Annotated in this window: 14 protein-coding genes; 6 read left to right on the forward strand and 8 right to left on the reverse strand. The window is 65.4% G+C overall.

Annotation, left to right across the window (positions count from 1 at the left end; translation table 11 throughout):
- Positions 1–53: 53 nt before the first annotated feature.
- Genes AABA84_RS25685 through cysG form a run of 5 tightly spaced genes read right to left on the reverse strand, consistent with a single transcriptional unit; the run spans position 54 to position 4,689 of the window.
- Entirely contained in the window at positions 54–785 is a 732-nt protein-coding gene (locus tag AABA84_RS25685) for a phosphoadenylyl-sulfate reductase (protein ID WP_212245470.1), read from the reverse strand.
- Positions 782–1,297, reverse strand: coding sequence for a DUF934 domain-containing protein (locus tag AABA84_RS25690; protein ID WP_212245477.1), 516 nt, complete (start codon positions 1,295–1,297; stop codon positions 782–784). Before AABA84_RS25690 ends, AABA84_RS25685 begins: the two co-directional genes overlap by 4 nt.
- Positions 1,284–2,939: a nitrite/sulfite reductase gene (locus AABA84_RS25695; RefSeq protein WP_212245479.1), complete on the reverse strand. Its 1,656-nt coding sequence runs from the start codon at positions 2,937–2,939 to the stop codon at positions 1,284–1,286. The genes AABA84_RS25690 and AABA84_RS25695 overlap by 14 nt, the downstream gene beginning before the upstream one ends.
- Positions 2,940–2,950: 11 nt before the next feature.
- Entirely contained in the window at positions 2,951–3,268 is a 318-nt protein-coding gene (locus AABA84_RS25700; protein WP_135166566.1) for a DUF2849 domain-containing protein, read from the reverse strand.
- A complete protein-coding gene (gene cysG, locus AABA84_RS25705) occupies positions 3,265–4,689 on the reverse strand; it encodes a siroheme synthase CysG (RefSeq protein WP_212245481.1) in 1,425 nt (474 codons plus the stop codon). The genes AABA84_RS25700 and cysG overlap by 4 nt, the downstream gene beginning before the upstream one ends.
- A gap of 245 nt (positions 4,690–4,934) precedes the next feature.
- Between cysG and cysD the strand changes: the two genes are divergently transcribed.
- The 4 genes from cysD (at position 4,935) to AABA84_RS25725 (ending at position 10,566) form a co-directional block, all read left to right on the forward strand.
- Positions 4,935–5,729, forward strand: a complete 795-nt coding sequence (gene cysD / locus AABA84_RS25710; protein ID WP_026202064.1) for a sulfate adenylyltransferase subunit CysD — start codon at positions 4,935–4,937, stop codon at positions 5,727–5,729.
- 19 nt (positions 5,730–5,748) lie between these two features.
- A complete protein-coding gene (cysC, locus tag AABA84_RS25715) occupies positions 5,749–7,665 on the forward strand; it encodes an adenylyl-sulfate kinase (RefSeq protein WP_212245483.1) in 1,917 nt (638 codons plus the stop codon).
- A 392-nt stretch (positions 7,666–8,057) separates the two neighbouring features.
- A complete protein-coding gene (locus tag AABA84_RS25720; RefSeq protein ID WP_338313587.1) occupies positions 8,058–10,223 on the forward strand; it encodes a malate synthase G in 2,166 nt (721 codons plus the stop codon).
- A 142-nt stretch (positions 10,224–10,365) separates the two neighbouring features.
- Complete coding sequence (locus tag AABA84_RS25725) at positions 10,366–10,566, forward strand: CsbD family protein (RefSeq protein ID WP_164718867.1); 201 nt, start codon at positions 10,366–10,368, stop codon at positions 10,564–10,566.
- Between the two features lie 124 nt (positions 10,567–10,690).
- Here the strand turns inward: AABA84_RS25725 and AABA84_RS25730 are convergent, their stop codons facing one another.
- Positions 10,691–10,846 carry a Thivi_2564 family membrane protein gene (locus tag AABA84_RS25730; RefSeq protein WP_008546817.1) on the reverse strand — a complete coding sequence of 52 codons (156 nt, stop codon included), beginning with the start codon at positions 10,844–10,846 and terminating at the stop codon, positions 10,691–10,693.
- A gap of 271 nt (positions 10,847–11,117) precedes the next feature.
- Here AABA84_RS25730 and AABA84_RS25735 point away from each other — a divergent pair, with 271 nt between their 5' ends.
- Together AABA84_RS25735 and AABA84_RS25740 are read left to right on the forward strand one after the other, a co-directional pair.
- On the forward strand, positions 11,118–13,211 hold the full coding sequence (locus tag AABA84_RS25735; RefSeq protein ID WP_338313588.1) for a methyl-accepting chemotaxis protein: 2,094 nt from the start codon (positions 11,118–11,120) through the stop codon (positions 13,209–13,211).
- Positions 13,212–13,412: 201 nt separating this feature from the next.
- Complete coding sequence (locus tag AABA84_RS25740) at positions 13,413–15,506, forward strand: methyl-accepting chemotaxis protein (RefSeq protein ID WP_338313589.1); 2,094 nt, start codon at positions 13,413–13,415, stop codon at positions 15,504–15,506.
- Between the two features lie 190 nt (positions 15,507–15,696).
- On the opposite strand, the gene AABA84_RS25745 is transcribed toward AABA84_RS25740, so the two are convergent.
- Together AABA84_RS25745 and AABA84_RS25750 are read right to left on the reverse strand one after the other, a co-directional pair.
- Positions 15,697–16,344: a DUF2865 domain-containing protein gene (locus AABA84_RS25745; protein ID WP_212245491.1), complete on the reverse strand. Its 648-nt coding sequence runs from the start codon at positions 16,342–16,344 to the stop codon at positions 15,697–15,699.
- An 11-nt stretch (positions 16,345–16,355) separates the two neighbouring features.
- Entirely contained in the window at positions 16,356–17,129 is a 774-nt protein-coding gene (locus AABA84_RS25750; protein ID WP_338313590.1) for a L,D-transpeptidase, read from the reverse strand.
- Between the last annotated feature and the right edge of the window lie 107 nt (positions 17,130–17,236).

Here is a 17,236-nt window from a genome sequence, read left to right on the forward strand (position 1 = left end):
CTTAAGTCAACGAAACCGGATTTTCTTGTTCGCAGCGTGGCAGCGTGACTGTGCTACGAAGTCTTCATCGTGTGGATGCCGCATTCTGTCTTGGCCCGGCCGCGCCAGCGACCGGCACGTTCATCCTCACCCTCGGCCGTTCTGCTCGTGCAAGGCATACACCCAACCGACAGGAAACCGGAGGCGGCCAATGGATGACGCGGCAATTTGGCGCGGACGAAGATGGCCTCGAGTTCCTCGCGCGAGACGTTGGCGAAGGGGTTGAACTTCAACCGCGCGCCATCGTCTTCGACCACCGGAATGTCGGCGCGCGCATTGCCCTGGAAGCGCTTGCGGCCGTTGAGCCAGGCCGAGAACGGCTTCAGTGCCCGCGCCAGCGGCTCGACTTTACGAATGCGGCAGCAGGCGTCGGGATCGGAGAACCAGAGGTCGCGATCGGGATCGTCACGCGACAATGTTTCTTCCGCAGGCTTGATCGAACGCACGTCCTTCAGGCCAAGCGTCGCGATCAGCGTGTCGCGATAGGCCAGCGTCTCCTCGAACAGCCAGCCGGTATCGAGGAAGACCACGGGGATCGCGGGATCGACGTCCGCCATGACCTTCAGCAGCGTCGCCGATTCCGTGCCGAACGACGACACCAGCGCCAGCTTTTCGCGCCCGACCGTCTTCAGCGCCGCAGCGATGATCTCGGCGGGCGAGGCATCGCGCAGCGCGCGATCGAGTTCGTCCGCCGACGGAAGCGCAGAGACTGACGTCGACGAAACCTGAGGCGCGATCGCGTTCACGTGCCGACGCCTTCGGAATGACGCAGCTGCATGCGCCGGTGCAAGGCCGTGATGCGGCCATCACCGGTCGGCTGGTAAAACACCGAATAGCGCTTCGCGGTCTGCATGAAGGCTTCCGCGTCGGCCTGCTTCTTGACGTCGAAGGCATCGAAGCCGGCGCGCAGCATGAACACGAACTGGTCGCGCAGCACCTGGCCGGTGGCGCGCAATTCGCCGCGGAAATTGTAACGCTCGCGCAGCAGCCGGGCCTGGCTGTAGGCGCGGCCGTCGCGGAAGGTCGGGAACACAAGCGCAACGACGGCGATCTTGCCGAGATAGGGGACCAGTTCGGCGATGTCGCGGTTGTTCGGCCAGATCACGCCGACCTTGCCGGCGCGCTTGAGCAGCGCATCGGCCTCGCCGATGAAGCGCTCGGCCGGCACCAGGATGTCGCCGCCCTCGGGCAGCGGCGTGTCGACGGCCAGCTTGACGAAGCTGTCATCGGCGATCTTTCCGCCGTTAACGAGTGGCATAAACGCGCTCCTTGAAGGGTTCGACGCCGAGGCGTTTCACTGTGTCCATGAACAGCTCATCGGGCCGCTCGCGCAGCGCCAGATAGGCTTCCACGATGTCCTCGACGACGTCGGCGACCTCGTCGAACTTGACGCCCGGCCCGATCAGGTTCCCGAGCGCGGCGTTCTCGTCGGCACGGCCGCCGATGGTGATCTGGTAGACCTCCTCGCCGTTCTTCTCGACGCCGAGAATGCCGATATGGCCGACATGGTGATGGCCACAGGCGTTGATGCAGCCGGAGATGTTGATGTGGAGTCGGCCGATCAGGTTGGCGAGCTCGTGGTTGGCGAAGCGCCGCGTCAGCTCCTGTGCGATCGGGATCGAGCGCGCATTCGCCAGCGAGCAATAGTCGAGGCCCGGGCAGGCGATGATGTCGGTGATCAAATTGACGTTCGGCGTCGCGAGGCCAAGCTTGTCGAGCGCCTTCCACAGCGCCGGCAAGTCGCGCTTGGCGACATGCGGCAGCGCCAGGTTCTGCTCGTGGCCAACGCGGATCTCACCGAAGGAATATTTGTCGGCGAGATCGGCCAGCGCATCCATCTGCTCCGCCGTGGCATCGCCCGGAGGCGCGCCAATCGGCTTCAGCGAGATCGTGACGATGGAGTAGCCCTGGTTCTTGTGCGGGGCCACCGAGTTCTTGCGCCACGCTTCGAAATCGGGATCGGCCGCCGCCTGCCGAAGCTCGTCCGGCATGTGCGGCAGCTTTTCGTAGGCCGGATAGGTGAAGCGCGAGCGGATGTCCTCGATCACCTCGTCGTCGATCTGGAGCGAGGAGTTGCGGATGTGCTGCCACTCCTCCTCGACTTCGCGGGAGAACTTCTCGATGCCGAGCTCGTGCACCAGGATCTTGATGCGCGCCTTGTAGATGTTGTCGCGGCGGCCATACTGATTGTACACGCGCAGGATCGCCTCGATGTAGCTGAGGATATCCCGGCCGTGCACGAAGTGCTTGATGGTCTTGGCGATGAACGGCGTGCGGCCGAGACCGCCGCCGACCAGCACCTCGAAGCCGGTCTCGCCGTTCTCGTTCTTGATCAGGCGGAGGCCGATGTCGTGGATCTTGATCGCGGCGCGGTCGTGGTCCGACGCGGTGATCGCGATCTTGAACTTGCGCGGCAGGAACGAGAACTCCGGATGCAGCGTGGTGTGCTGGCGGATCAGCTCCGACCAGATGCGGGGATCCTCGATCTCGCCCGGCGCGACGCCGGCCCACTGGTCCGAGGTGACGTTGCGCATGTTGTTGCCGGAGGTCTGCATCGCGTGAATGCCGACCTTGGCGAGATCTTCCAGCGCGTCCGGCAGCTCGGCGAGCTTGATCCAGTTGAACTGAATGTTCTGCCGGGTAGTGAAATGGCCGTAGCCGCGATCGTATTTGCGCGCGACGTGGGCGAGCGCACGCAACTGGTTCGTCGCCAGCGTGCCATAAGGGATCGCAACGCGGAACATGTAGGCGTGCAATTGCAGATAGACGCCGTTCTGCAGGCGCAGGATCTTGAACTCGTCCTCGGTGAGCTCGCCGGAGAGGCGCCGCTTCACCTGGTCGCGGAACTCCGAGACGCGCTCATTGACGAGCGTGCGATCGATTTCGTCGTAAGCATACATAGGAAAGCGCCTTAAGCCTGGGCCGACTGTCCGATGGTCACACCGGTGCGGCGAATCTGTTCGCGCAGATTGCCGGGTTCGATCTTGCCGTCCGCGCCGACCTGCACCGGGGCGATATAGGGACCGATCGCGCCGACGTCATCGGCGACGGACTCCGCAAGCAACGCTTTGGCCTCGTCGGAGTTGCGCACGATCGCAGCTTCCGACAGGTCCGCGGACCAGCTCTTGGCGGCGGTGCGATAAACCACGATGCCGTCCCAGGTCCGGTTGGCGGTCACGATCGAGGGACCGGCGATCTTGATCTTCTTCTGTTCGAGCGGGGAGGTCATTCGGCTGCATCCAATAGGTCAGAGATGATTTGCTTTGGGGTGTCGCGACGAAGGGAACCGGCATGCCGGACCACCTCGCCGATGATGAGAATGGCAGGACCGCCGCTGACCCGCCGCACGAGTTCAGGGAGGTCGCGCAGCGTGCCAATCGCGCCCTGCGCATCGGGACGCGTCACGCGCGCGAACACGCCGACCGGCGTCTCCGGCGAACGGCCGGCGGCGAACAGGCCAGCGCGCACTGCGGGCGCGGCGGTCCTGCCCATGTAGACCACGATGGTCATTCTGGTGTCGGTCATCGTCGACCAGTCCACGACTTCGGCATCGCGCGCCTTGTGCGCGGTGAGGAAGGTGATGCGGGTCGCTTCGTGACGGTAGGTGAGCGGCACCTCGAAATCGGCGGCGCCGCCGAGCCCCGCGGTGATGCCGGGAATGATCGAATAGGCGACGCCCGCCGCGCGCAGCGCTTCGACCTCTTCGCCACCGCGGCCGAACACGAAGGGATCGCCGCCCTTCAGCCGCACCACGCGCTGACCGGATTGCGCGGCCTCGATCATGCGCTTGTTGATGGCGTCCTGGCCGATGCCGGGCTTGCCGACGCGGCGGCCGACGGCAACGCGCGTGGTGTCACGGCGGATGCGGTCGAGAATTTCGCCCGAGACCAGCTCGTCATGGAAGACGATGTCGGCGTCCTGCAATGCGCGCAGCGCCTTGATGGTGAGAAGATCGGGATCGCCGGGACCGGCGCCGACCAGCGCGACCGAGCCTTCCGGCTTGTCGGCACGCGCGAATTCGGAGGGATCGGCAATCGCCTTGAGCGCGGCGTCCGCCTCGCTCCTGCGGCCGCCGAGCACGGCGGCGCCGATCGGGCCGTCGATGACGCGCTCCCAGAACCGGCGGCGCAGCGGAAACTCGACGATGCGCTCGTTGATGGACTTGCGGAAGCCGCCGATGAACTCGGCGAGCTCGCCGAGACGGGCCGGCAGCAGCGCCTCGATCTTCTCGCGCACACGCCGTGCCACGACGGGCGAAGTGCCGCCGGTGCCGACTGCGACCACGACATCGCCGCGATCGACGATCGCCGGGAAGATGAAGCTGGAATGTTCGAGATCGTCCATGACGTTGACGGGCAGACCCAGTGCCTTCGCTCGCGCCGACATCGCCACGCCGACATCGCCCGCGCCAGCGCAGACAACGGCGATGACTCCCGAGAGATCGGCGGCGAGCGGATCGCCCGATGCGATCTCGATCCGCGCCGCGTCCCCCGAGTTGAGACCCAGATCCTGATTACCGTCGATCGCATGCACGCGGATGCGCGCGCCGGCAGCCGCGAGCACGCGCAGCTTGGCACGCAAAAGCTCACCCGCGCCGATGAGGATCACCGGGCCGGCCTTGAGATCGAGAAACACCGGCAAGAACCGCATGCGATACTCGCTTCCCCCACATCCGGGGTTGACTGGAATTATTTTCTATATATGTGTCGTTTCGGGCGCGCAAAGAGAAAATTTTTTCTTCTCTTCCGCACCGCAACTATAGAATTTTCGCCTCCAAACGCAAAGTGGCAGAGATGCATCTTCTCAAGGACGATTCCGCAGCGAGCGGACTGAGCAGCCCGGCCTCGGCTGGGCGCGCACGCACGCAAGAATTTTCTGCTGACCTTGCCCCCAGCATGGACCATCTCGACCAGCTCGAAGCGCAGAGCATCTACATCTTCCGCGAGGCCTTCGCCCGGCTGAAGAAGATCGCGCTGTTGTGGTCGCTCGGGAAGGACTCCAACGTCATGATCTGGCTGGCGCGGAAAGCGTTCTTCGGCCGCGTGCCCTTCCCGGCACTGCATGTCGACACCGGCAAGAAGTTTCCGGAGATGTACCGCTTTCGAGATCACTACGGCAAAGAGTGGGATCTCGATTTGCGCGTCGAGCCCTGCCCGCCCATCGATGCCGTCGATCCGACGCTGCCGCCGGCCGCCCGCTCCGCTGCGCGCAAGACCGAAGGCCTCAAGATGGCGCTCGGCAAATTCGGCTTTGACGGCCTGATCGCCGGCATCCGCCGCGACGAGGAGGCAACGCGCGCCAAGGAGCGTGTGTTCTCGCCGCGCGGGCTCGAAGGCAATTGGGACGTGCGCGACCAGCCGCCGGAGTTCTGGGACCATTTCAACGCCTCGCCGCCCCAGGGCGCGCATTTGCGTATCCATCCGATCCTGCATTGGACCGAGGCCGATATCTGGGCCTACACCAAGCGCGAGAACATCCCGATCATCCCGCTATATCTCGCCAAGGACGGCAAGCGCTATCGCTCGCTGGGGGATCAGGACATCACCAATCCGGTCGCATCGACCGCGTCCAACATCGACGAGATCCTGATCGAGCTCGAACAGACCAAGGTGCCGGAGCGCGCCGGCCGCGCACTCGACCACGAGACCGAGGACGCCTTCGAGCGCCTGCGCGTCGCCGGCTATCTCTGATCAAGTACGCGAGCGCGATATGAACATGATCGTCACCCCCGCTTCACCGGCCACCCCGAACGGCACCACCCGTCCGCAGGTCCGCATCGTCATCGTCGGCCATGTCGACCACGGCAAATCGACGCTGGTCGGCCGCCTCCTGCACGAGACCGGCAGCCTGCCCGACGGCAAGCTGGACATGCTGAAAGCCGTCAGCGCGCGGCGCGGCATGCCGTTCGAATGGTCGTTCCTGCTCGATGCGCTCCAGACCGAGCGCGACCAGGGCATCACCATCGACACCACGCAGATCCGCTTCCGCACCAACTCGCGCGACATCGTTCTGATCGACGCGCCCGGCCATGCCGAATTCCTGCGCAACATGATCACCGGCGCCTCGCAGGCCGACGGCGCGGTGCTGATCATCGACGCGCTCGAAGGCGTGCGCGACCAGACACGGCGGCACGGCTATCTCCTGCATCTGCTCGGCGTGAAGCAGGTCGCGATCGTCGTCAACAAGATGGACCGCGTCGACTTCAGCGCCGACCGTTTCAAGGAGATCAGCGACGAGATCTCCGCGCATCTGAACGGCCTCGGCGTGAAGCCCACGGCCGTGATCCCGATCTCCGCGCGCGACGGCGACGGCGTCGCTGATCGTACCGACCGAATCGGCTGGTACAGGGGTCCGACGGTTGTCGAGGCGCTCGACGCTCTCGAGCCGGCGCGGCCGCTGGAAGCGCTGGCGCTGCGGCTGCCGGTGCAGGCGATCTACAAGTTCGACGACCGCCGCATCGTGGCGGGCCGCATCGAATCCGGCAGCCTCATTGCCGGCGACGAGATCGTGATCATGCCGGCCGGCAAGATCGCGAAGATCAAGTCGGTCGAGAGCTGGCCGGTGACGCCGGTTGCGGGACGGCAGGGCGCGGGCCGCTCGGTCGGAATCACGCTCGACCGCGAACTGTTCGTCGAGCGCGGCGATATCATCGCGCACGCGAGCGCCGCCCCGCGCGAGACGCGGCGGCTGCGCGCGCGGATCTTCTGGCTGCACGACAAGCCGCTCGCCAAGGGCGACCAGCTCCTGGTCCGCTGCGGGCCGAAGGAAAGTCGCGCCACGGTCGTCGCGATCGAGAAGGCGGTCGATCCCGGCGAGCTCTCGAGCACCGAGAACAAGGCGATCGGGCGCAACCATGTCGGCGAGATCGACATCTCCCTGTCGAATCCGATCGCCACCGATCCCTACACCGAGAATCCGCGTACCGGTCGTCTCGTGATCGAGGTCTCCGGACGCATCGCCGGCGGCGGTCTGGTGCTGTCGGTCGATGCCGGCCAGCGCGCCTTGCCCGTCGACATCGTGCCGGTGGAATCCGCACTTCGTCCGGACGAGCGCTCCGCGCGCTATCAGCACAACGGCGCCGTGGTCTGGCTCACCGGCCTGCCGGCCTCGGGCAAGTCGACGCTCGCCAAGGCGCTGGAACGGCGGCTGTTCACCAATGGCGGCTCGCCGATCCTGCTCGACGGCGACACGCTGCGCGCCGGGCTCAACAGCGATCTCGGCTTCTCCAGTGCCGATCGCAGCGAAAACATCCGCCGCCTTGCCGAAGTCGCAACGCATCTCGCACGTAACGGCCATATCGCCATCGTCGCCGCGGTCTCGCCCGCGCGCGAGGACCGCGCCGCGGCGCGCCGCATCGCCGACACCGCGTTCCGCGAGATCCATGTCGCGACGCCGGCAGAGGTCTGCGAGGATCGCGATCCCAAGGGGCACTACAAGAAGGCTCGCGCCGGCGCGCTGGCGTCGTTCACCGGCATCGGCAACGACTACGAAGCGCCGCAGGCGGCCGAGCTCGTGATCGACACCTCGACACGGACCGTCGCCGAGGCGGCCGACGAGATCGAGCAGATGCTGAAGACGACGGGCGTGCTGTTCGACGAAACCGTGGACCTCGCCGCGAATATTTGAGGCAGGCTCCATCCGCTTGCGCAGCTGCGTTCCCTCCCCCCTTGCGGGGGAGGGCTAGGGAGAGGGGTCCACACGGGACTCTCTCAATCAATCAGAGCACTCCGCTCCCGTCGAATCCCGACACACCTTTTCCTGAGCCACCCCTCTCCCCCGCCCTCCCCCGCAAGGGGGGAGGGAGCGCAGTTGTGTCCGTGGCGCGAGGTTGGGATCAAATTTGTAAAGCCAGCTGCCCGCCACACCTGCTCTTGACATTTTGACAAACCATTGAGGGTCTTCTCACCGCCCCGATTTTGGGGCTAATAGACCCCGAAAGCCGCTCCCTTGTGGGCGCATTTTGCTGCTGTCGGGTCAAAAGCAGCCAAAAACAGCCATTTCCAACAAGAAAGCCCATCATGAAACGCGTCGACGCCCACGGATTGAAGATCGCTCCCGTCCTGTTTGATTTCATCGCCAAGGAAGCGGCCCCGAAAACGGGGATCGCGCCGGATGCGTTCTGGGCCGGGCTTGCCGCCATCATCAAGGATCTGGGGCCGAAGAACCGCGCATTGCTGGCGGTGCGCGACACGTTGCAGGCCAAGATCGACGACTGGCACCGCGCCAGCAAGGGCAAGGCGTTCGACCTCAACGCCTATACCGCCTTCCTGAAGGAGATCGGCTATCTCGTTCCGGAGCCGGCGACCCAGAAGGTCGAGACCGCCAATGTCGACGAGGAAATCGGCAAGATCTGCGGCCCGCAGCTCGTCGTGCCTCTCACCAATGCGCGCTATGCGCTGAACGCGGCGAACGCGCGCTGGGGTTCGCTCTATGACGCCTTCTACGGCACCGACGCCATCCCGCACGAACCGTCCGAGAGCGGCAAGGGCTATAACAAGGCGCGCGGCGACAAGGTGATCGCCAAGGCCAAGGCGTTCCTCGATACCGCTGTGCCGCTCGCGACCGGCAGCCATACCGACGTCACCGCCTACAGCGTCGTCGCGGGCCAGCTCGCGGTGAAGCTGAAGAGCGGCAACGCCACCGCGCTCAAGAACGCCGCGCAGTTCGCCGGCTTCCAGGGCGATGCGGCCGCGCCTTCGGCCGTGCTGCTCGCCAACAACGGCCTGCATGTCGAGGTCAAGATCGACCGCAGCAGCGCGATCGGCAAGGACGATCCGGCCGGCGTCGCCGACATGATCATGGAATCCGCGGTCTCCACCATCCTCGACATGGAGGACTCGGTCGCAGCCGTCGATGCCGAGGACAAGGTGCTGGTCTACCGCAACACGCTCGGTCTGATGAACGGCACGCTGTCGGCCGATTTCGAGAAGGGCGGCAAGACGCTGACGCGTTCGCTCAACGCCGACCGCAGCTACAAGACACCGGACGGCAAGGGCGAGGTCAAGCTGCACGGCCGCAGCCTGCTCTTGATGCGCAATTGCGGTCACCACATGTTCACCGACGCGGTGCTGGACGAGAAGGGCGAGGAGATTCCGGAAGGCCTGCTCGACGCGGCCGTCTCAGGCCTGCTCGCCATTCACGACCTCAAGGGCAACTCCAAGGTCAAGAACAGCCGCACGGGATCTGCCTATATCGTCAAGCCGAAGATGCACGGCCCGGATGAGGTATCGCTGACCTGCGAGATCTTCGACCGCGTCGAGAAGATGCTCTCGCTGCCGGAGAACACGCTCAAGGTCGGAATCATGGACGAGGAGCGGCGCACCACCGTCAACCTCAAGGCCTGCATCCAGCGCGCCTCCAAGCGCATCATGTTCATCAACACCGGCTTCCTCGACCGCACCGGCGACGAGATCCACACCTCGATGGAAGCGGGCCCGATGATCCGCAAGAACGAGATGAAGGCGCAGGCCTGGATCAAGGCCTATGAGGACTGGAACGTCGACATGGGCCTGAGCTGCGGCCTGCCCGGCCACGCCCAGATCGGCAAGGGCATGTGGGCAGCGCCCGACAAGATGGCGGACATGCTGGCGCAGAAGCTTGGCCATCCGCAGGCCGGCGCCACCACGGCCTGGGTGCCCTCGCCGACCGCCGCGACGCTGCACGCGCTGCATTACCACCAGGTCAATGTGATCGCGCGCCAGGATGAGCTCACCAAAGGTGGTCCGCGCGCAAAGCTCTCGGACATCCTCACCATTCCGGTGTCGAAGTCGAACTGGGCGCCCGATGACGTCAAGCAGGAGATCGACAACAACTGCCAGGGCATCCTCGGCTATGTCGTGCGCTGGATCGACCAGGGCGTCGGCTGCTCCAAGGTACCCGACATCCACGACGTCGGCCTGATGGAAGACCGCGCCACCTTGCGCATCTCCAGCCAGCATCTCGCCAACTGGCTGCACCAGGGCGTCATCACCGAAGCGCAGGTGATGGAATCGCTGAAGCGCATGGCGGTCGTGGTCGACAAGCAGAACGCGGGCGATGCCATCTACAAGCCGATGGCGCCCGCCTTCGACGGCGTCGCCTTCAAGGCGGCGAGCGACCTGATCTTCAAGGGGCGCGAGCAGCCGAACGGCTACACCGAATACATCCTCACCGCGCGTCGCCGCGAGGCCAAGGCGAACGGCTGATAGTCAGCCGGCTCGACACATCGAAAGCCCCGGCTCACGCCGGGGCTTTTTTGTTGAGCGCAGCGGGCGAAACGTCGCGCCGCGCAGCGGAACGGCCGCGCGGCGGTCGCGTTGTACGGCCATCAACCCATGGGAGATGGTCATGGACTGGAATCGCATCGAAGGAAACTGGAAGCAGTTCAAGGGATCGGCCAAGGAGAAATGGGGCAAGCTCACCGACGACGACCTCAGCCTGATCGAGGGACGCCGCGAACAGCTCGAGGGCCGACTCCAGGAACGTTACGGCAAGGCCAAGGACCAGGTTCGTCAGGACGTCGACGACTGGCTCAAGTCGCTGCACTAGCGCAGCACGAACGAAGCCCCGGCTCACGCCGGGGCTTTTGTTTGGAGTTGCAGCCCGGATAGCGACATCCGAGACCTTGAGGCATCCCGGATATCGCGGCGCTCATCCGGGCTATGATCCCTTGCTAGAACACCGCGAGATATTTCAGCAGCGAGACGATGCCGATGATGATGACGATCACGCGCGCGATCTGCTTGGCGCGACCGTCCATCGGCAGCATGTTGATGAGATAAAGCACGAGAATGACGACGAGAAAGGTGACGAGTACGCCGACCAGCATTGCTAGGACCCCCCTTCAGGCGAATTGCTACGGTGTCCTAACGCCTGTCTCCCGCGCAGGTTCCATTTAGGAAACCCACTGCAACTTCTGGTACTTACGTAGTTCTACCATGCGGCTCTCTGCCTAAAATTTTACCCTTTTCCTTTCAGATGCGGAAACCGTTCGGGCCGTGAGCCGCAAACGGCCTGCGATTGCCGATGCCGCCGCCCCCTGTTTTCGATGTTGCCGGGGCGTTTCCTGCGACTTTGAAATGGGAATTGGGGGGACTGCGATGTTGAATCGTCTGACCGTATCCGCGCTGCTGAAGGCGGTGATCGCGATCACGTCGATCTGCGTGGTGATCGCACTCTCGCTCACCGCCTACGAATCCTGGGATCGCCTCAGGACCGCCAACCGCATCTCGCAGATCGCCGACGCATCCGCCGATTTGTTCAAGGCGATGCACAGCCTGCGCACCGACCGCTCGACCACGACGCGGCTGCTCAACTCGGCCGAACCAATGGATGCCGAGATCGAGAAATACCTGCGTGCGATCCGGGACACCGAGATGCCCGCAATGGCACGCGCGCTGGAACTGCTGCCGGTCATGGACTTCCCGCAATCGGGCACACTGGTGCCGGAGCTCGCGCGCCTCCACAAGCTGCTGATCGAAGAGCAGAAACAGTTCTGGGCGGATATGGCCAAGCCCAGGGATCAGCGCCGCGCCGGCCTGCCGAAGGAATATATGGAGACGACGGGTGGCCTGCTCGAAACGCTCGACAAGCTGTCGAACGTCCTGGCTGCCACCGTCAATCACCAGGACGCCGTGATCGACCAGCTGCTGTCGATCAAGCAGAACGCCTGGCTGCTCCGCAACACCGCGGGCGAAGCTTCGCTGGTCGTCTCGACCGGTCTTGCCGCCGGCAAGATCACACCCGAAGCCCGCAACAACTACACCCACCATGTCGGCGGCACGTCGGCGATGTGGAAGGCGCTGGAATTGTCAGCCTCGGGCATGCAGTTGTCACCCGCGCTCGCCTCCGCCCTGGCCGCAGCCAAGACCGGCTATTTCGAGCCGCAATATCTGACTCTGCGGGACCGCCTCGCTGATACGCTGGTCAAGGGCGAGAAGGCCGAGATGACCGCCAACCAGTGGAGCCCGCTCACGGTCGGCCGCCTGTCCAGCGCGGTCACCGTAGCGGAAGCCGCTCTCGACGCCGCCAAGGTCCATACGCTGGAGCAGCGCGGCACCGCTCAGCGCGCGCTGATCGTGCAGCTTGGATTGCTGGCGCTCGCCATCGGCCTTGCCGTCGGCGCGGTCATGCTCGTGAGCCGTCGCGTCATCACGCCGCTCAACACCATCCGCGACGCCATGCTGAAGGTCGCCGGCGGCGACCTTGCCGTCGACAGCGGCTATCTCGATCGCCAGGACGAGATCGGCGCACTGGCCGGCGCGCTGGAGACCTTCAAGCAGCAGGCCACCGACAAGCTCAAGATCGAAGAGCAGGAGCGCGAGCGCAATACGGGCGCTGCCGCGCGCCAGCGCGCCGTCGAGGCCTATGTCGGCGAGTTCGAGGGCGCGGTGCGCAAGACGCTCGGCGAACTGAGCGAAGCCTCCGGCGAGATGCGCAAGACCTCGGGCGACCTCTCCGCCGTGTCGCGCCAGACCAACGATCGCGTCCAGGTCGCCGGCAAGGCTTCCAACGACGCCTCGATGAGCGTCGACAGCGTAGCCGCCGCCGCCGAAGAGCTCTCGGCCTCGATCAACGACATCAGCCAGCAGGCCGCGCACGCCGCCGGCATCGCCGGCCGCGCCGTCACGCAGGCGCGCGAGACCGACGGCACTGTGCAGGGCCTGGCGAAGTCGGCGGGGCGCATCGGCGAGGTCGTCGGGCTGATCAACACCATTGCGGCGCAGACCAATCTGCTCGCGCTCAACGCCACCATCGAAGCGGCACGCGCCGGCGAAGCCGGCCGCGGCTTTGCCGTGGTCGCCTCCGAGGTGAAGTCGCTGGCAAGCCAGACGGCGAAGGCGACCGAGGAAATCTCCGAACAGATCTCCGACATCCAGAAAGTCGCGGGCGACGCCATCAACGCGATCCAGACCATCGGCGGCATCATCGGCGAGGTCAACGAGGTCGCGACCGCCATTGCCGCCGCCGTGCAGGAGCAGGGCGCGGCGACCCAGGAGATCACCCGCAGCACCCAATATGCGGCCCAGGGCACCAAGAACGTGTCGGACAACATCACCGGCGTCAAAGCCGATGCGGACGCTGCGGCCGCGGCCGCCGACAACGTGAAGCAGGCGTCCGAGATGCTGGAGAGCCAGAGCCGCCAGCTCGGCCATGAGGTCAGCGACTTCCTCGGCAAGATCCGCGCGGCGTAGGCGCGGATCGAGAGAGAGGCGCCGCGCCCCCGTAATTTTACGGCAGGAACGCTGCCTAAGTTTTTACCCTTTTCGGGCCAAATGCGCCTCACGCGCTCGCCGCTGGCGGGCGCATCTGCTGCGTGCATCCCTTGGTCTTTTCGAACTTCGTGGGGCTGCCGTTCAGGGCCACGAACTCGAAACGCGCACCCGGGGTGTCCGATGCTCAATCGCCTGACCGTATCCACGCTGCTGAAGGCGGTAATCCTCTCCACCGCATTCATCGTCGTCATCGGCTTCTCGATCAGCGCATGGAGCTCATGGGGCCGGCTTCAGCAGGCCAACCGGATCGTCGCAGTTTCCGCAGCCTCGGCCGAAGTGTTCAAGGCGATGGCCAACATCCGGGCCGACCGTTCGACCAGCAATCGCCAGCTCACCTCCGATGTCGCGATGGACAAGGACATCGAGAAGTACATCCGCGAGCTGCGTGCGGCCCTGATGCCGGCGCTGGCCCTCACGCTCGAGCTCCTGCCCACGACCGACGTCGTTCAGCGCGAGGCGTTCCTCGCCGATCTCGGCGCACTGAACAAGACGCTGCTGGCCGCACAGGCCGAGTTCTGGACCGAGGTCGTCAAGCCCAAGGCCGAGCGCCGCGCAGGCCTCGCCAAGGAATATGTCGCGACGGAGGATGCGCTGATGGCGCAGCTCGAAAAGCTCTCGGGCGCGCTCGCGGCAAGCGTCAACCACCAGGATGCGACCATCGACCAGCTCCTGTCCATCAAGCAGATGGCCTGGCTGCTGCGCAACACGGCCGGCGAGTCCTCGCAGATCGTCGGCAATGCGCTCAACGCCGGCAAGATCGCGCCCGAGGTGCAGCTCACCTACACCAAATTGGTCGGCGGCACCGACACCGCCTGGACCGCGATCGAGCTCGCCGCGTCCGGCATGCAATTGCCGCCGGCGCTGGCGGCGGCGATGACCGAGACCAAGTCGACCTATTTCGATCCGCAATACGCCGCCACGCGCGACGGCGTCATCACGACGGTCGCCAGGGGCGAGAAGCCGTCGATGACCGCCAACCAGTGGAGCCCCTATTCGGTGCCCCGCATGATGACCGCGGTGAGGCTCGCCGACGCGGCCCTGCAGGCCGCCAAGGATCACTCCGCCGCGCAGCGGGCGGCCGCGGTGCAGTTGCTGATCGTCAACACCGCCCTGCTGATCGCCGCGATCGTCCTGACCGGCGCCGCCATGCTGGCGGTCAGCCGCCGCGTGATCACGCCGCTGCACCGGATTCGCGACGCCATGCTCAAGGTCGCCGGCGGCGATCTTGCCGTCGACAGCGGCTATCTCGACCGACGCGACGAGATCGGCTCGCTCGCCGGCGCGCTGGAGACCTTCAAGCAGCAGGCCATCGACAAGCTGAAAATCGAAGAGCAGGAACGCGAGCGCAACGCCGGCGCCGCCGCGCGGCAGCGCGCGATGGAAGCCTATGTCGGCGAGTTCGAAGGCGTGGTGCACAAGTCGTTGGGCGAGCTGAGCGAGGCGTCCGGCGAGATGCGCAAGACCTCGGGCGACCTGTCCGCGGTGTCACGCCAGACCAATGAACGCGCCGAGATCGCGGGCAAGGCCTCGAACGACGCATCGACCAGCGTCGACAGCGTCGCGGCGGCCGCCGAGGAGCTCAGCGCATCCATCAACGACATCAGCCAGCAGGCCGCGCATGCCGCAGGCATTGCCAGCCGCGCCGTCAACCAGGCACGCGAGACCGACAGCACCGTCCAGGGGCTCGCGCAATCGGCGGGGCGCATCGGCGAGGTCGTCGGTCTCATCAACACCATCGCCGCACAGACCAACCTGCTGGCCCTGAACGCCACGATCGAGGCGGCACGCGCCGGGGAAGCCGGCCGCGGGTTTGCGGTCGTGGCCTCCGAGGTGAAGTCGTTGGCGAGCCAGACCGCGAAGGCGACCGAAGAGATCTCCGAGCAGATCGCCGACATCCAGAAGGTCGCGGGCGATGCCATCAATGCGATCCAGGCGATCGGCGGCATCATCGGCGAAGTCAACGAGGTCGCGACTGCGATCGCCGCCGCCGTGCAGGAGCAGGGCGCGGCGACCCAGGAGATCACCCGCAGCACGCAATATGCGGCGCAGGGCACCAAGAACGTCTCGGACAACATCACCGGCGTGAAGGCCGACGCCGACACCGCAGCCGGTGCCGCGGAGAATGTCAAGCAGGCCTCCGAGATGCTGGAAACCCAAAGCCGCCAGCTCGGCCATCAGGTCAGCGACTTCCTGGGCAAGATCCGCGCGGCGTAAAGAAGCGAGTTGGAGGCGGGTATAGCGGCCCCATCCTCTGTGTCGTCCCCGCGAACGCGGGGATCCATAACCACAGGGTGCAGTTTACCGAAGACTCGTGGTTGCCGGCTCGTGCCGCAACTTCGCCCTGTGGTTATGGATCCCGGAGCTGCGCTTCGCTTGTCCGGGACGACACCGGAAATTGAGGCCCCTACTCCTTCGCCACCACCGGCACCTGGCGGAACCTTGCGCGCACCGATTCCGGCAGCGGCGAAAAATTCATCGCGACGCCGCGGCGGTCGTTGGCGTTGCGGCTGGCGACCACGAGGCCGTCGGCGCCGGCGACGATGTCGCCCTTGCGCAAGGTGGGATCGTCGTCGACCTTGACCTGCGCAAGTCCGACTGGATCCTTGCCGTTGCAGGTGCAGCCCGCGACGATCTCATTGCGATAACGGTACGCATTGGGCAATTCGGAATAGGATCTTCCCTTGTCGGTCGTGGCGTCGTCGATATTGCTGCCAAAGACCAGCGACACCTCGGAAGCCGGACAGAAGCTCTTGCAGGATTGCGCCTTGCTCTCGGCATCATTGCCCTGCGCCGGGAAGTAGCGGCCGTCGCAGCCGCGCACGCAATAGGCCGTGCCGCCGCCATAGGCGGCCCGCTGTCGCGGGGCGTCATAGCGCGGCATGTCATCGTTCGGGAAAGGCGTCCGGATCTGTGGAGGCCGCCCTCCGAACGCACCGAACAGCGCCGAGAAGAAATCTTCCGCATGCGCCGACGGCGCGAATACCAGACCGGCGGAGACAACCACCATGATCGCCGCACCGCCAGCCACTTTGCCAATCAAGCGTCTGCTCATATGACTCACTCTTAGTTCACGGCCGACGTCGTGATGTTCAGCGCCTGCCGGCCAGAGGGCATCGCCGTCACGGCTGGACGCTTGCGCGCGGGGTCGCCGCCTTTGGCCATCAGCGGCGCGTTCTTCGGCAGCACCACGACCTTGGCGCCGACATTGACGCGGCCGAACAGGTCGGTGACGTCCTCGTTGGTCATGCGGATGCAACCGGAGGAAACGAACTTGCCGATCGTGGAGGGATCGTTGGTGCCGTGGATGCGGTATTCGCTGGAGCCGAGATACATCGCACGCGCCCCGAGCGGGTTACCGGGACCGCCGGCGACGAAGCGCGGCAGATAGGGCTGGCGCGCGATCATCTCGGCCGGCGGGTGCCAGTCCGGCCATTCCGCCTTGCGGCTCACACTCTGCACGCCGGACCAGGTGAAGCCTTCGCGGCCGACGCCGACGCCGTAACGGATCGCGCGGCCATTGCCGAGCACGTAATAGAGATAGGTGTTGTTGGTATCGATGACGATGGTGCCGGCCGGCTCGCTGCGGTCGAAGCCGACGATCTGCTTGCGCAGGCGATCGGGCAGCTGGGAATCCTCGTCGGCCGCCTGCGGCGCGTCGTTGACGTAGCCCTGGGCGTAACCCTGGTCTTGCGGGTAGGTCTGCGGCTGCATCGGCGCATAGCCGAATGTCTGCGCGTTCGCGCCAGCGAACGGCACCGTCAGCAGAGCGGTTGCGAAGGCGAATGCGGTGACGGCGCGCGGCGAGAAGCTGCGACGGACTGCAGAGAACTTTGTCATGTGCTGCCCCGTGGGATGTCTGCATCAGGGTGATGCGCTTGCGAACAAACGCCGCAGGTGCGATTCAGGTTCCGGGCCTGCGCGCGGCGTCCTTGTCACAGTCAAGC

The organism is Bradyrhizobium sp. TM239 (assembly GCF_036247985.1).
In the GTDB taxonomy this organism is placed as follows: Bacteria; Pseudomonadota; Alphaproteobacteria; order Rhizobiales; family Xanthobacteraceae; genus Bradyrhizobium; species Bradyrhizobium ottawaense.

Bases quoted from the DNA above. Each gene is read 5' to 3' on its own strand.
- AABA84_RS25690 (WP_212245477.1), bottom strand. From the start codon at position 1,297: ATGCCACTCGTTAACGGCGGAAAGATCGCCGATGACAGCTTCGTCAAG.
- AABA84_RS25695 (WP_212245479.1), bottom strand. From the start codon at position 2,939: ATGTATGCTTACGACGAAATCGATCGCACGCTCGTCAATGAGCGCGTC.
- AABA84_RS25700 (WP_135166566.1), bottom strand. From the start codon at position 3,268: ATGACCTCCCCGCTCGAACAGAAGAAGATCAAGATCGCCGGTCCCTCG.
- cysG (WP_212245481.1), bottom strand. From the start codon at position 4,689: ATGCGGTTCTTGCCGGTGTTTCTCGATCTCAAGGCCGGCCCGGTGATC.
- cysD (WP_026202064.1), top strand. From the start codon at position 4,935: ATGGACCATCTCGACCAGCTCGAAGCGCAGAGCATCTACATCTTCCGC.
- cysC (WP_212245483.1), top strand. From the start codon at position 5,749: ATGAACATGATCGTCACCCCCGCTTCACCGGCCACCCCGAACGGCACC.
- AABA84_RS25720 (WP_338313587.1), top strand. From the start codon at position 8,058: ATGAAACGCGTCGACGCCCACGGATTGAAGATCGCTCCCGTCCTGTTT.
- AABA84_RS25725 (WP_164718867.1), top strand. From the start codon at position 10,366: ATGGACTGGAATCGCATCGAAGGAAACTGGAAGCAGTTCAAGGGATCG.
- AABA84_RS25730 (WP_008546817.1), bottom strand. From the start codon at position 10,846: ATGCTGGTCGGCGTACTCGTCACCTTTCTCGTCGTCATTCTCGTGCTT.
- AABA84_RS25735 (WP_338313588.1), top strand. From the start codon at position 11,118: ATGTTGAATCGTCTGACCGTATCCGCGCTGCTGAAGGCGGTGATCGCG.
- AABA84_RS25740 (WP_338313589.1), top strand. From the start codon at position 13,413: ATGCTCAATCGCCTGACCGTATCCACGCTGCTGAAGGCGGTAATCCTC.
- AABA84_RS25745 (WP_212245491.1), bottom strand. From the start codon at position 16,344: ATGAGCAGACGCTTGATTGGCAAAGTGGCTGGCGGTGCGGCGATCATG.
- AABA84_RS25750 (WP_338313590.1), bottom strand. From the start codon at position 17,129: ATGACAAAGTTCTCTGCAGTCCGTCGCAGCTTCTCGCCGCGCGCCGTC.